Origin of the sequence: Pseudomonas sp. O39 (assembly GCF_045447295.1) — a bacterium.
Lineage (GTDB): Bacteria > Pseudomonadota > Gammaproteobacteria > Pseudomonadales > Pseudomonadaceae > Aquipseudomonas > Aquipseudomonas antarctica_A.
This window is the reverse complement of record NZ_JBJGXV010000003.1, coordinates 62,126-75,169: the sequence shown is the minus strand read 5'-3', so window position 1 is coordinate 75,169 and position 13,044 is coordinate 62,126. Positions and strand designations below refer to the sequence as shown.

Genomic DNA, 13,044 nt, shown 5'->3' with positions numbered 1-13,044 from the left:
CTTCAGCCCCGCATCAAGCCCAACGTCTTGGCTTTGGCCACCGCCTGGGTACGCCGCTCCACGCCGAGTTTGCTGTGAATACGCCGCGCATGGGTCTTGACGGTGTGCAGCGAAATAAACAGCCGATCGGCGATTTCCAGGTTGGAGTTGCCAAGGGCGATCAAATGCAGCACTTCCAGCTCGCGTTGGCTCAGGGGGTTTTCCGCCACGCCGCCGGGCGACGCCGGTGTCTCCAACCCCAGCTCACTCAATAACCCGGGCGCGCGCAAGCGCAGCTCGCGAATGGCTTGCTGTACCTGGCAACGCGCCGCCAGTTCCAAGCCGGTTTGCAGGGCGTGACGGGCCAGGGCCGTATCGCCCAGGCGCCAGGCCACTTCGCCCAGCACGAGGTGCAATTCGGTTTCCAGGCACAGCATGCCGCGTTGCCGGGCGGTGTCGAGCAAGGCATTGAGCCGCACCATGGGTTGGTCGGCGCAGCCCAGCCGAACCTCGGCCAGCACCAGCAAATACTCCAGGCGTGGAATCAATTCCAGCGTGGCCGGCGGTGCCTGTCGGGCCTGCGGCCCACGGAAGTGGCGCAACACCCGGCGCACCGCCTCCACGGTCAAGTCGGCGCGGCCCTGCTGCAACCAGAAGTGCCCACTGACCAGCAGCAACACCGCGCGATACACCGAGTCCGGCACCTGGCGTTGCTGCATCAAGCGCTCGGCTTCGCGCAGTTGAATAAAAGCCTGGGCGTAATCGCCATGGTTGGCCGCCAGCAGTGCCAGGCCGAGAAACCCGTACAGCACGCGTTTGTCCTGGCTGTGCAGACACATCGTCAGCCCGGCCTCGAAACACTCGCCGGCGAGTGCGTCCTGCCCTTGGCGCAGCGCCAAATGCCCGCGCCGCAGGGCGATGCGCCCCACCAATGGCCCGGCCTTGAGCCGCTGCTGCATCAGCATCGCCTGCACATTTTCGAGCAGGCTTTGCGCCCGATACGGGGCGCCGCGTTGTTCCAATAATTGCGCGTGGTCCAGCTCCAGCAACGCCTCCAGTACCAACGAGCCGTGGGCCCGCGCCAGGCACAGGGCTTCGCGGTTCAACGTTTGGCCGACGTCCAATTCACCGCGCAGCAAGGCTTGCTGGGTCAGGCCCGAGAGGCACATCACCCGCGACGTCCAGGCGTTATCGGGCAAGGCTTGCAAGGCCTCCAGAAAATGTTCGCGGGAACGCTCGGCATCGCCGCCCAGATGCAACAGCCAACCCCATTGCGCCTGCCAGCGGGCCAACAAATGGCGCTGTTGCGCTGCGCTGGGTTGCGGGGCAAATCGGGCAAGCTGGTCGATGCACACACCCGCCTGGTCAAAACGCCCGGCAAACAGCAGCGCCGCCGTCAACAGCCCCACCAGTTGCGCGGAACCGAGCATCAAGTCATCGCCATGCTGCTCATGCAGGCGCAACAGCAGCAGCGCGTTCTGCTGGCGGAACAGGTCTTCAAAACTGAAGTGCTGTAACAGGCTCACCGCCACTTCGTACTCTTCGGCCAGCAAGGCCTGTTCAAACGCGGCTTGCCAGTCGCGCTCACCGGTAAACCACTGGCAGGCACGCCGATGCCAGGAGCGCTTGGCCGGCCAGGGCTCATCGCATAGCAATCGCGCCAGCGGCGGGAACACTTGAAGCCAATCGGTGGTGTCTTCCCATGGCTGGATAAATGCACCCAGTGCCTGCAAATCCCGCAGGTACTGATCGCCGTCGCCAGAGCCGAACAGGTGCTCACACAAGCTCGGGTTGAAACGCGGCAGATGCGCCAGCACACGCCAGGCATCCGCCAGTTCGACCGGCAAGGTACTGAATAGCTCGTGCTGCAGGTAGTCGAGCAAGGTCTTGTCCGGATGACCGTCGCCCAGCAGGGCGATACGCACACCCGCACACCAACCGGCGCTGAACTGCATCACGCTGTCGACAGTCAGCCCAGGGCCAAGCAATTGCTGGACCTGCGCGGGGCTGAATGCCAACTCACTGCACTCCAACAACTCATCGTCGAGCAACAGCCGTGGCCAGTTGCACACCGGCCGGCGTCGCGCGCCCAGCCACCAGGTCAGTGCCGGGTTGGCGACGTTGAGTAAACGATCGAGCAACGCATCCAGCCCAGGCGCGGGCAGACGGCAGAAGTCATCCAGAAATATCCACGCCGCGTGCTGCCAGCGGTTGAGGTCGAGCAACAAGCTGGCTTCATCGACAAAGGGCAGCCCCAGGTTGTGCGCCAGACGCTCACAAAATTCGTAGGGGCTGAGGACCGCGCCATTGAGCGGCAGCCAGTAGACCTGGCAGCCTTTCGGCGCCTGCAACGCACATTCTGCGAGCAACGCACTCTTGCCACTGCCGCCCGGCGCGCAGAGCAACTTGACCCTGACGGGCGCTGCGAGCAAAGGCTCGGTCAGGCGCGGGCGCAACAGATGGTGAGCGGACAGCCGTGGCATGAATCCAGGACGGTCCAGGCAGCGTGTCATGGCGGTCATTGCTGCATCCTGCTTTTTATTGTTATGCAACCTGACGCCTACCCTAGTCCTGTGGTCGGCGGTTGTTGAAGAAGTATTCAGCGGGGTGATTGGCAGGCATAAAAAAGCCGGGATTCCACTTCACCCTAAAGTGGAAGACGGTCACTGTGGGAGCTGGCTTGCCTGCGATGGCGATGTAGCAGTGACAGGTGGGCCGGCTGACCCACCGCTATCGCAGGCAAGCCAGCTCCCACAGGTTGATTGCATTTCAAATGGAAGATCAGCGAACGCCCGTAGACCTCAACGCCGCCGGCGTGTAATCCGCCGCCTTGGCCGCAAAGCCGAACACGAAGCTGCTCTTCTCCTCATTTTTCATCCCCAGCGCGATGTAGCGACCGGCGATGATGTCGTACAGGGTTTCCACGGTGTAGGCCGGCACCTGGTGGTCGTAATAGAACTGCGCATGGCCTTCGGCAACACGCCACAGCTGGCCACGGCCGTCGTAGTGGTCCACCAGCGCGACTTGCCAGCTGTCCTCGTCAATGTACATGTGGCGCTTGGCGTAGATATGCCGCTCGCTCGGCTTGACGGTGCCGACCACTTCCCACACCCGGTGCAGCTCGTAACGGGTGAGGTCCTGGTTGATATGCCCGGCCTTGATGATGTCGTCGTACTTGAGGGTCGGCGAGTCCAACTTGTAGCTGTTGTAAGGGATGTACATCTCTTTTTTGCCGACCAGTTTCCAGTCATAGCGGTCGGGAGCGCCGGAGAACATGTCGAAGTTATCGGTGGTGCGCAGGCCGTCGGAGGCAGTGCCTGGGCCGTCATACGACACTTGCGGCGCACGCCGCACGCGGCGCTGGCCGGCGTTGTAGATCCAGGCCAGGCGCGGTTCTTTCACCTGGTCGAGAGTCTCGTGCACCAGCAGCACGTTGCCCGCCAACCGCGCCGGGGCGGTGACCGATTGTTTGAAAAAGCTCAACACGTTGGCCGCCTTGGCCGGGTCGATATCCGGGATAGCCTGCGGCACCGCCACTTCTTCCTCGAAGCGGATCGGCGTGTAGCTGCCGTTCGTCTGCGGGGTGGCCTGGGTGATGATGCGTTTCAGGTTGCCGCCGTGGTAACGGGTGATGTGGTTCCACAGCACTTCCACGCCATTCTTCGGAATCGGGAACGCGTAGTAGCGGTTGCCGGTGAAGTTCTCCAGGCCGTTGCCGTCGTTGATCGCGTGCACATTCAGGGCGCTGCGCTTGATCGACTCATAGATGTCCGGCGGCAGATTGACCGTGCGGTGCGTCGGGTACACCGGGATCTTGTAGGTCTCGGGGTAGCGCTTGAACATCGCCACCTGGCCGTCGGAGAGTTTGGCCTTGTACTTGTCCACCGTGGCGGCGGTAATCACGAACAGCGGTTTTTCATTGGCAAATGGGTCGGCGAGAAAGCCCTTGCTGTCCACTGCGCCGGCGTTTTTCGGGATGCCGCCCGTCCAGGCCGGGATTGAGCCGTCGGCGTTGCCGGCTTTTTCGGCGCCGACCGGCGTCAGGCTGGTGCCGAGCTTGGCGGCCTCTTCGGGCGACACGGCGGCCAAGACTTGGGCAGCCAGCATACTCAGGGCCATCACTGCAAATAGCTTACGCATAGGTTCTTGTCCTTCCTTAAACCAAGTCAGAAGTTCACGCCGAAGCTGAGGGCGATAAAGTCGCGATCGGTGAGGGTGTTGTAGTCGCCGCCAAAAAAGTCGGTGTAGCTGAGGCTGGCGGTGTAGGTGTTGCGGTAGTCCGCATCCACGCCGACGCTGATCGCCTTGGCGCCTTCATTGAACAGGCCGTTGGGGCCATAGCCGCTGACGTCCTGGGACCAGGACAGGTTGGGCTTGAGGTTCACCCCGGCAAACACGTTGTTGTAGTCAAGGATTGCCCGGGCGCGATAACCCCAGGAGTTGGCCGTGACGAAACCATCGGTGTCGCCGCCGAAACCGTAGGCGCCGTACACCGAATCACGGCCGTAGCGCAGTTTGGTTTTGGATTCCAGCCCACCGACGTGCACGAAGGCCGCCTCGCCCACCAGGGTCAGGCGTTCGGCGCCCAGTACCTGGTCGAAGAACTGGGTCATGGTGCTCTGGATCTGGGTGATTTCCTTGCGGCGGTAGCCTGAGTTATCCGAGCCGAACGAACTGCGGATCGGCGAGGCGGTTTGGCCGGCAATCGGGTTGACCAGCGCCAGGGTCAGGTCGGTGGTGTTGAGTTGCACCGGCGCATTCGGGCGATAGCTGATTTCGCCGGTCCAGGCCGTGCCGGTAGGCAAGGTGGTGGAGAAACTCGCGCCGTACAGGCGAATGTCTTCCGGGTAATCGAGGTAATACTGGCCACGGCCGAGCATGGTGCTCTGGGCCAGGCCCGAGCCGCTGCCGGGTGCGATGGCGTTGGCGGTCGCCGCGATACGCCCGATGGTGGCCAGGTTGGTGTTGGCGGTGATCGTGCCCACGGTGGGTGTGCGGCTGTGGTAATTCATGAAGTACAGGCCGTACTCGGTGTCATCGCCGAGCCAGCGCAACGCCGCGCCGAACTGGCCGCCATCGCGGGCTTCACGGTCCGATGCACGTTGCACGACCACACCTTCGCGCGTCACCTGGAAGCCCTGGCCGAACGCTGCGGCCACCGGTTGCAATGGCGCAATCGCCGGGCTACCGACGGTGTAGTTGCCGTTGCAGCCATGGGCCACCACGTCGTTACCGAAGAATGTGCCGCAGTTATCCACCACGGTGTTTTCCCAGTTCAGTTGGTAGAAACCTTCCACCGACAGCTGATTGGTGAGGCTCTGAGAGGCGAACAGCATGTTCACCGGAATCAGGCCTTCCTTGATCTCGGCGCCCGGACGACGGAAAGCCGACACGTCGATCGGGTTGATGCTGTTGATCGAGTTACCGATAAACGTACTCTCGCCCCAGCTCACCACCTGCTTGCCGACACGCACGTTGCCCGGCAAGTCGCCGATGGAATAGTTGTGATAGACGAACGCATCAAGCAGCTCGTAACCGGAGGAGCGCGCGCCCTCGTCGCGATGGTTATTGCTGATTTGCTTGAATTCGCGGTTTTCGTCCTGCAGTTCGAAGTCGTACCAGTATTTGCCGCGCACAAACACGCCGCTGTCGCCGTACTTGAGCTCCAGGTCGTGAATGCCCTTGAAGATCTTGGAGAAGGTTTCGCCCTTCTTGAAGTTCAGCCGCCCGTCATCCCCGGTGGACGCCTGCCCCGTTCCGCCATTGGGAATCCCCACCAGTTTTTTGTCGGCATCGCGCATGCCCCAACTGGCGCCGACCGACAGCGAGGAATCGAATTGCCCTTCGATTTCGCCAATGTTGAACGACACAGCCTGCGCCTGGGCGCAGCAGCCCAGCGCAACCGCAGTGGCCAGCGCCTGTGGCGTGAAGATGGCGCGCATTGTTGTTTTTGTCATGCGTCTTCCCCGGTGAGTGACAGAAGGCCCCACCCTACTGCCGCTCGTCAGGAGCGATAAGCGCACCAAAGGGGTATTCGCACTGTCGCTCGAAAGGATTAGCAGGGGCCCTGGCCGGGGTTTGGGCGGGGCTATGGATCAGGTGGATGGCGGGTTATCAGGGGGATGGATCGCTCGCTTCAAGACTGTTGCAAATTAAGTAACAGTCCTTGTCATGAACCGCTATTACTCATTTTGTTACAACCGACTATTCTTACCGGGCTTTCAGGGCAAACCGCCCGCTCCCGACTTCGGGAGAAAAGTCGAATTTCAATAGATTGGTCAATGTATTCAATCTGTTACCTGTGTTCACTGACGTTGATTTATCGCTCCTTGATCCAACGTCTTACTTCGGCCGCTGCCTTTGCAGCGGCCTTTTTTATGTGCCAAAAAAACGGGGCGCCCTTAGCGCCCCGTAAGATTAAACAGTGTTCAAGCAACGATCAGAGGCTGAACTTCTGCAAGTTGGCCATCATCTGCGCCAACGCTTCGATCGTGTCCTTGGGGTGCACCGCGCCCTCGAAGTCACAAATCTGCGCCCAGTGCGCCGCCACATCGTCCGGCGAAAACCCGGCCTCCGGGTCGAACCCCACACCCAGGCTGCGTTCCCAACGGGTCTTGCCGATCCAGCCGCCGCCGACTTCGAACAGCCCGGAGGTTTCCTGGCACGCCTCGCTGCCCAAGTACACCACCAACGGGCTGACCAGTTCCGGCTTGAGGCGTTCGAACACTTGCGGCGGGATCAGGCCTTCGGTCATGCGCGTGCCGCCGGTGGGGGCAATAGCGTTGACCAGGATGTTGTTCTTGCGCCCTTCCAGCGCCAGGGTGCGGGTCAAGCCATACAGGCCAAGCTTGGCCATGCCGTAGTTGGACTGGCCGAAGTTGCCATAGATGCCCGAGGTGGACGCGGTGAAGATCACACGGCCATAACCTTTCTCGCGCATATGCGGCCAGGCAGCGCGGGTGACTTTGTAGGCACCTTCGACATGCACCCGGTAAACCAGGTCCCAGTCACTGTCGTCCATTTTTTGGAAGGTCTTGTCACGCAGGATGCCGGCGTTGTTCACCACGACGTCAACACGACCGAAGACGTCGAGCGCGTTCTGCACGATTTTGTCGCCGTCGGTAACGGAGTCATGGTTGGCCTCGGCAATGCCGCCAGCCTCGCGGATTTCATTCACCACCCGGTCGGCGGCCGAGGCACTGGCGCCTTCGCCCTGGGTTGAACCGCCGAGATCATTGACCAGCACTTTGGCCCCGTGCCTGGCAAACAGCAGCGCATGGGCCCGGCCCAACCCGCCGCCGGCACCGGTGACGATCACGACCTTATCCTGGAACTGCACTGACTCACTCATACCGAACTCCGCTGGCGACAATGGGAATGGGTTGAGTGTCAGGCACGCAGCCTCTGGTCACAATAAAGTCAGCCGAGGCTGAATGGTGCTCGATAAGGCAGCGGGATGATTACCCCACAACAGCAGGCCGCTCAGGAATAGGCAACACACGGCGCCGGCTGGCCCATTCGCTCGCGAAACTCGAGGTAATGCTTGAGCACCAGCACGGGCGCCTCGATCTGCGGATAGTGGCCGATATTGGCCAGCAACACCGTGTCGGCGTTGGGCACCAACTGATGATAACGCTCCACCATATGGGCACCGGAGATCGGATCGACTTCGCCGTCGATCACCCGCATTGGCACGCCGTCGCGCTGCATTGCCGTCACCCAGCGCTCACGCAGGCGGCGGCGCTGGGGAATATAAGCGATCAGTTTGTGCAGGATGCGCGGGCCGTCATTGCAGCTGATCAGGCTCCAGAAGTCATCCAGAGCACTTTCACTGGGCCGCGTATTCGGGCCGAAAATCTGACTGAAGCTATCCGACATGGCATTCCGCCCGAAGGCGCGGCCGATCATCCAGCCGATTGGGCTGAGCAACAGTTTCTGCACCAGGGCCGGGCGGTGGGTTTCCGGAAACAGCCCGCCGTTGAGGAACACACAGCTGGCCATCGCGAAGCGAGCTTCGTAATGGCGAGCCAGTAATTCCTGAGCGACGCTGTCGCCGTAGTCATGGGCCAACACATGCACCGGCTGCTCCACGCGCAGGTAGTCGAGCAGCGCCTGTTGCAGGTCGGCCTGCGCCAACAGGCAATACGCGTGATCCAGCGGTTTAGCCGAATCGCCAAACCCAAGCATGTCGCACGCAATCACCAGGTTACGCTGGGCCAGGGGCTGCCACAGGTAATGCCAGTCCCAACTGGCGGTGGGAAAACCATGAATCAACAGCAACGGCTCGCCCTGCCCGGCCACCCAGTAACGGACCGTGTGGCCACGAAACACGAACGTCTGGGCACGTTTGCGCCAGGCTCTGAGCGGGATTTCGGCGAGAGGCATCAGCTTTTATACCCGGGATCTTGCACGTCCAATTTACGCAACAGCGCCGGCCACGCCAGTGCACCGCCCATACCTTGGGCGCTCTTTGTGACAGCTGCCACCATCGCCTTGGCGCCCGCCAAAATCTGCGGCTCGATCGCAATCAATTCGGCGCCACCGTTTTGCGCCAATACCTGGATATCGCAGGCGCGCTGAAACGTGAACATCATCAGGAACGTGTCGCCGATGGTGCCACCGCACGTCAGCAGGCCGTGGTTGTGCAGCATCAGGAAGTTGTTGTCGCCCAGGTCCGCCTGCAGGCGCGCCTTTTCTTCGTGGTTCAGCGCCACACCTTCATAGGCGTGGTACGCCAGGCTGGACAACACAAAGGTGGCTTGCTGGCTGATCGGCAACACGCCCTGCTTCTGCGCCGACACCGCAACGCCGGCCGCCGTATGGGTGTGCAGGACACAGACCACGTCATGGCGGACTTCATGGATGGCGCTGTGGATGGTGTAGCCCGCAGGGTTGATCTCGTAGGGGCTGTCCATCAGCTTTTTGCCCGCCTGGTCGATCTTGACCAGACTCGACGCGGTAATCTCGTGGAACATCAGCCCATAGGGGTTGATCAGGAAATCATCGGTGCCGGGCACTTTGGCGGAAATATGCGTGAAAATTAGATCGTCCCAGCCATGCATCGCCACCAGCCGATAGCAGGCCGCCAGGTCGACGCGGGTTTGCCATTCGGCAGCGCTGACCTGGTCTTTGACATTCTGTGACGATGGAACGGGGGCTAGGCTCACGGTAACAACCTCCTTGGTTCACGTTCTTATTGTTTTTTTGAATGAAGGACCAGTCTAGTCAGACGCCGTGGCGCAAGTAGTTGCCTTCGCAGCCAGCTTGATGACTGAGCGAGTCAGTCATGAGAATAGTCCAACTCGCGTCAGAGAAGCGCCGCCAATAAAGGCACGGCGAACAGGTTGAGCAAACCCGTCAAGACCATCACCAGCCCCGCGACCGAACCTTCTTCGCCGCCCACTTCCTGCGCCCGGCTGACGCCCGCGCCGTGGGCGCCCACGCCAAACAACGCACCCCGCGCCAAGGGTGTGCGCAGCGGCAACCATTTGAGCAGCACACCACCGAGCATGGCGCCGAACACGCCGGTGAACATCACAAATACGGCAGTGAGTTCCGGTACGCCACCGAGGTCGGAGGATACCGGCATGGCAAACGGCGTAGTGATCGAGCGCGGCAACAAGGACAGGGTCACAGAGCTGTTTAACGCCAATGCCTTGGCCAGCCCGAACGAGGTGCCGATGGAGGCCGCGCTGCCCGCCACCATCCCCAGCAGCAACGCCGACCAGTGGCGCGCCAACAAGCGGCGCTGTTGCCAGATCGGCACGGCAAACGCCACGGTGACCGGCCCCAGCACCAGCATCAACCAGTGCGTATCGGTGGCGTATTCGGCGTAGGCGGTTTTCATCGGCACGGCCACCGCCAGCAGCAGCGCCGGCACCAGGATCAACGGTGATAGCAAGTAGCGCCCGGTGCGGCGGTAGAGCCAGCGGCTGAAAATATAGGCGCCCAGGGTCAGGGCGAGCCAGAACACCGGCATCAGCTCAAGCTTCACGGCGCATGCTCCAGCGGCAGACCATTTCCACGGTGAACGCAGTCACCAACATCACCGACAAGGTACTGAAGCCAATCACCAGCAGGATGCGCCAGCCGTCATTGCGCACCAGGCCACCGTAGTCGAGCAGGCTCATCAGGGCCGGGATAAAGAACAACAGCATTTCTGCCATCAACACCCCGGCACCCAGTTGCAGGGCGGCCGGCTTGACCAGCCCACTGGCGAATGTCGCCAGCAACAGCCCCAGGCCCACGACGCCACCCGGGATTGGCCAGGCGAACCAGACCGACAGTTGAGTGCCCAGCAGATAGATCGCCAGCAGTACGACCAATTCCGTCAGCAGGCGGCCAAGATGTTTGAAGGTAAAACGTTTCATGAGCTTTGGGTCCTCGCAGGCCGCCATTTTAAAGAGGCCGCCCTCATCCCCACAGCGAATTGTTAGACTGCATGCTATTCCAAACTGGAATCCTGACAATGGAATTCAAACAGCTGCGCAGCTTCGTCGAAGTGATCCACCGAGGGGGGTTTACCCAAGCCGGGAAAACCCTGCATATCAGCCAATCCGCCGTCAGCAAGCAGGTCGCACAGTTGGAACAGAGCCTCGGTACGGCGCTGCTGGAACGCAACGGCTCACACATCCGCCTGACGGCTGCCGGCACGGTGGTATTGCAGCGCGCAGAGGCCATGCTGCGCCTGCAAAACGAATTGCTCAGTGAACTGGATGATATGCAGCAACTGACCCGTGGCGAGTTACGCCTGGGCCTGCCGCTATTGGCCGGCGATTCGTTGTTTGCGGGGCTGTTCGCCGAATACCGCAGGCGTTATCCGAAGGTCACCATCCAATTGCTGGAGGGTGGCAGTCGCACCATCGAGCAAGCGATTTTGAACGGCGAGCTGGATGTGGGCGGCAGCCTGACGCCCAGCGACCCGGCGTTTGCCTGGCAGGCCTTCTGCGATGAACCGCTGGATGCCTTGTTGCCGATGGATCATCCCCTGGCCGACAACGCCCAAGTGCGCCTGGAAGAATTGGCAGACACGCCGTTCCTGATGTACCAGCGCAGTTTTGTACTCAATGACCGGCTGATGCAGGCATGTCAGCAATTGGGCTTCACGCCCAAAGAAATCGGTCGCAGCGGCCAGGCGGACTTTCTGGCGGCCCTGGTCGCGGCCGGCCAGGGCGTGGTGTTGCTGCCCAGTGTGGTCGCCCGCGGGTTGGTGCGGCCAGGCGTGGTGCGCCTGACACTCAAGGCGCCCGACTACGTGAGCTGGGACATTGCCTTTATCTGGCGTGAGGGCGCTTATCTGTCCAAAGCCGCCCAAGCCTGGCTGGCGTTGCTGCGCGAATTCCCGGTCAACCGCGCAGTGCAGTGACCAACTCGGCCAGCCAAGGCTCGGCGTCGGCTTCCGGGGTGACACTTTCGCTGGCGTCCAGACGCAGCATCGGCAGCACTTCGCGCACGCCCAGCTCGCCAAACAGCTCACGCATTTGCTCGCCGCCACCGCAGAACGTGTCGCCGTAACTGGCGTCGCCCAGGCCGATGACTGCACCGGGCAGGCCACGCCAGGCGGCGGGCAGTTGGTCGCGAATCATCGAATACAGCGGTTGCAGGTTATCGGGCAACTCACCCATACCAGTGGTCGAGGTCACCGCCAGAAAGGCTTCAGGGGCAAAGGCCTGCACGTCGGCCAAGCTGGCGCGAGGGTTGTGCCAGGCGTCAAAACCGGCCTCTTTGAGGATGTTGGCAGCGTGGCGGGCAACTTCTTCAGCCGTGCCGTAGACCGAGCCGGAAAGGATGGCGACTTTCATCAATCTGATCCTGTAGTTGAGCGAAAGCGTGGGATATTAGCAGCTGACGCAAATATTTCAGTGCGCACGGTGCAACATTCAAAACTTGCCATAAACTCCAAGCTCTGAAAAACCAGCCATGGACTGCTCAATGATTAACGCCAAGCTGATGCAAATGGTGATTGCTGCTTCAAACGACGGCATCGTCGTCGCCGAACGAGAAGGCAAAGACAAACCACTGATCTACGTTAACCCGGCGTTCGAGCGCCTGACGGGATATGCCCTGGACGAAATTCTTTATCAGGATTGCCGCTTCCTGCAGGCGGGTGATCGCGATCAGCCGGCGCTGATGGCCATCCGCGAAGCTCTCGACAGCGGTGGATCCTGCCGGGAAATCCTGCGCAACTACCGCAAGGACGGCACGCATTTCTGGAATGAGCTGTCGCTGTCGACGGTTTATAACGAGGCGGACAAGCAGACGTATTTCGTCGGCGTGCAAAAAGACGTCACGGCGCAGGTGAAAGCGCAACAACGCGTCGCGCAGCTGGAGGCGCAAGTGGCTCAGCTTAAAGCGCAGTTGGCAGCACTTGAAACGACGAGCGGAAATAACAAGTTGTAGTAAACGAGGCCTTTAGAGGGATAATGGCTTTTTAGTACCTCATCCTTGAGCTACATCCATGCACCGCGACGCTCTCTTGACGCAGGACGAACTGGATTTTATCCAGGACATGCAGCACAACCCGCAGCTCAATCTGCGGGACGCATGGTCGAGCCTGACCGTCAACGGCGGTGCACAGATTCGCGACTTGCTCACGCGGTTGGCCGCTCACGACCACGTCACCATCCAGGCGCAGTTCGACAACCAGCAACTCACCTTCCCTTTGCACCTGGTGGAGGATGAGTTTCATGCGGTTCACTTGCGCTTGGGGGTACCGAGCATTTTTGAAGACGGCCCGATGATCCGCCCGTGGCGCCTGGCGCTGGAAACACCGGTGGTGATGGAGACCGCCAAGGGCAACCCCGGCGCGCTGTGGGTGCATGAGGTGTCATTCAAAGGCGTGCTGGTGGAGATTCGCGGCCGGGTCAAACCGCCGAAAACCTTTTCCCTGTGGTTCAGCCCGTCCGGTTACGAGCGTATTGCGCTGCGTGGCACGCTGGAGCGGGAGACCGCCCGAGGTTTGTTCGCCTACCGCCTGAGCCAAAGCGATGCGGAGGAGATCGAACGCCTGCGCCAGTTCATCCTGCACCAGCACCGACTGGTCCACCCGCATGTACACGCCTGATA

At 61.2% G+C, this 13,044-nt stretch carries 12 protein-coding genes; 3 read left to right on the top strand and 9 right to left on the bottom strand.

The features are described 5' to 3' along the window. Window positions 1-2 precede the first annotated feature (2 nt). The 8 genes from ACI77D_RS05160 to ACI77D_RS05125 form a co-directional block, all read right to left on the bottom strand. Complete coding sequence (locus ACI77D_RS05160; protein WP_407016177.1) at window positions 3-2,501, bottom strand: LuxR C-terminal-related transcriptional regulator; 2,499 nt, start codon at window positions 2,499-2,501, stop codon at window positions 3-5. Window positions 2,502-2,760: 259 nt separating this feature from the next. Next, complete coding sequence (locus ACI77D_RS05155) at window positions 2,761-4,119, bottom strand: DUF1329 domain-containing protein (RefSeq protein ID WP_064454083.1); 1,359 nt, start codon at window positions 4,117-4,119, stop codon at window positions 2,761-2,763. A gap of 26 nt (window positions 4,120-4,145) precedes the next feature. Then, a complete protein-coding gene (locus ACI77D_RS05150) occupies window positions 4,146-5,936 on the bottom strand; it encodes a DUF1302 domain-containing protein (protein WP_064454084.1) in 1,791 nt (596 codons plus the stop codon). Between the two features lie 482 nt (window positions 5,937-6,418). Further along, window positions 6,419-7,330, bottom strand: a complete 912-nt coding sequence (locus ACI77D_RS05145) for an SDR family oxidoreductase (RefSeq protein WP_407016176.1) — start codon at window positions 7,328-7,330, stop codon at window positions 6,419-6,421. A 131-nt stretch (window positions 7,331-7,461) separates the two neighbouring features. Beyond that, complete coding sequence (locus ACI77D_RS05140; protein WP_407016175.1) at window positions 7,462-8,364, bottom strand: alpha/beta fold hydrolase; 903 nt, start codon at window positions 8,362-8,364, stop codon at window positions 7,462-7,464. Continuing rightward, the gene (locus ACI77D_RS05135; RefSeq protein WP_407016174.1) at window positions 8,364-9,146 is read right to left on the bottom strand and encodes a class II aldolase/adducin family protein; all 783 of its coding nucleotides are present in this window, start codon (window positions 9,144-9,146) and stop codon (window positions 8,364-8,366) included. Before ACI77D_RS05135 ends, ACI77D_RS05140 begins: the two co-directional genes overlap by 1 nt. A 140-nt stretch (window positions 9,147-9,286) precedes the next feature. Beyond that, on the bottom strand, window positions 9,287-9,973 hold the full coding sequence (locus ACI77D_RS05130; protein ID WP_064454088.1) for an LrgB family protein: 687 nt from the start codon (window positions 9,971-9,973) through the stop codon (window positions 9,287-9,289). Continuing rightward, entirely contained in the window at window positions 9,963-10,349 is a 387-nt protein-coding gene (locus tag ACI77D_RS05125) for a CidA/LrgA family protein (RefSeq protein ID WP_064454089.1), read from the bottom strand. The genes ACI77D_RS05130 and ACI77D_RS05125 overlap by 11 nt, the downstream gene beginning before the upstream one ends. A gap of 98 nt (window positions 10,350-10,447) precedes the next feature. On the opposite strand from ACI77D_RS05125, the gene ACI77D_RS05120 reads away from it, so the two are divergent. Then, window positions 10,448-11,344: a LysR family transcriptional regulator gene (locus ACI77D_RS05120; RefSeq protein ID WP_407016173.1), complete on the top strand. Its 897-nt coding sequence runs from the start codon at window positions 10,448-10,450 to the stop codon at window positions 11,342-11,344. Here ACI77D_RS05120 and ACI77D_RS05115 read toward each other — a convergent pair. Continuing rightward, a complete protein-coding gene (locus tag ACI77D_RS05115) occupies window positions 11,325-11,780 on the bottom strand; it encodes a flavodoxin (protein ID WP_407016172.1) in 456 nt (151 codons plus the stop codon). The genes ACI77D_RS05120 and ACI77D_RS05115 overlap by 20 nt on opposite strands. A gap of 130 nt (window positions 11,781-11,910) precedes the next feature. On the opposite strand from ACI77D_RS05115, the gene ACI77D_RS05110 reads away from it, so the two are divergent. Continuing rightward, window positions 11,911-12,378, top strand: a complete 468-nt coding sequence (locus tag ACI77D_RS05110; RefSeq protein WP_064454092.1) for a PAS domain-containing protein — start codon at window positions 11,911-11,913, stop codon at window positions 12,376-12,378. 58 nt (window positions 12,379-12,436) lie between these two features. After that, window positions 12,437-13,042 carry a hypothetical protein gene (locus ACI77D_RS05105; RefSeq protein ID WP_064454093.1) on the top strand — a complete coding sequence of 202 codons (606 nt, stop codon included), beginning with the start codon at window positions 12,437-12,439 and terminating at the stop codon, window positions 13,040-13,042. Window positions 13,043-13,044 lie beyond the last annotated feature (2 nt).

Bases quoted from the DNA above. Each gene is read 5' to 3' on its own strand.
- ACI77D_RS05125 (WP_064454089.1), bottom strand. From the start codon at position 10,349: ATGAAACGTTTTACCTTCAAACATCTTGGCCGCCTGCTGACGGAATTG.
- ACI77D_RS05160 (WP_407016177.1), bottom strand. From the start codon at position 2,501: ATGACCGCCATGACACGCTGCCTGGACCGTCCTGGATTCATGCCACGG.
- ACI77D_RS05140 (WP_407016175.1), bottom strand. From the start codon at position 8,364: ATGCCTCTCGCCGAAATCCCGCTCAGAGCCTGGCGCAAACGTGCCCAG.
- ACI77D_RS05120 (WP_407016173.1), top strand. From the start codon at position 10,448: ATGGAATTCAAACAGCTGCGCAGCTTCGTCGAAGTGATCCACCGAGGG.
- ACI77D_RS05115 (WP_407016172.1), bottom strand. From the start codon at position 11,780: ATGAAAGTCGCCATCCTTTCCGGCTCGGTCTACGGCACGGCTGAAGAA.
- ACI77D_RS05150 (WP_064454084.1), bottom strand. From the start codon at position 5,936: ATGACAAAAACAACAATGCGCGCCATCTTCACGCCACAGGCGCTGGCC.
- ACI77D_RS05145 (WP_407016176.1), bottom strand. From the start codon at position 7,330: ATGAGTGAGTCAGTGCAGTTCCAGGATAAGGTCGTGATCGTCACCGGT.
- ACI77D_RS05105 (WP_064454093.1), top strand. From the start codon at position 12,437: ATGCACCGCGACGCTCTCTTGACGCAGGACGAACTGGATTTTATCCAG.
- ACI77D_RS05110 (WP_064454092.1), top strand. From the start codon at position 11,911: ATGATTAACGCCAAGCTGATGCAAATGGTGATTGCTGCTTCAAACGAC.
- ACI77D_RS05155 (WP_064454083.1), bottom strand. From the start codon at position 4,119: ATGCGTAAGCTATTTGCAGTGATGGCCCTGAGTATGCTGGCTGCCCAA.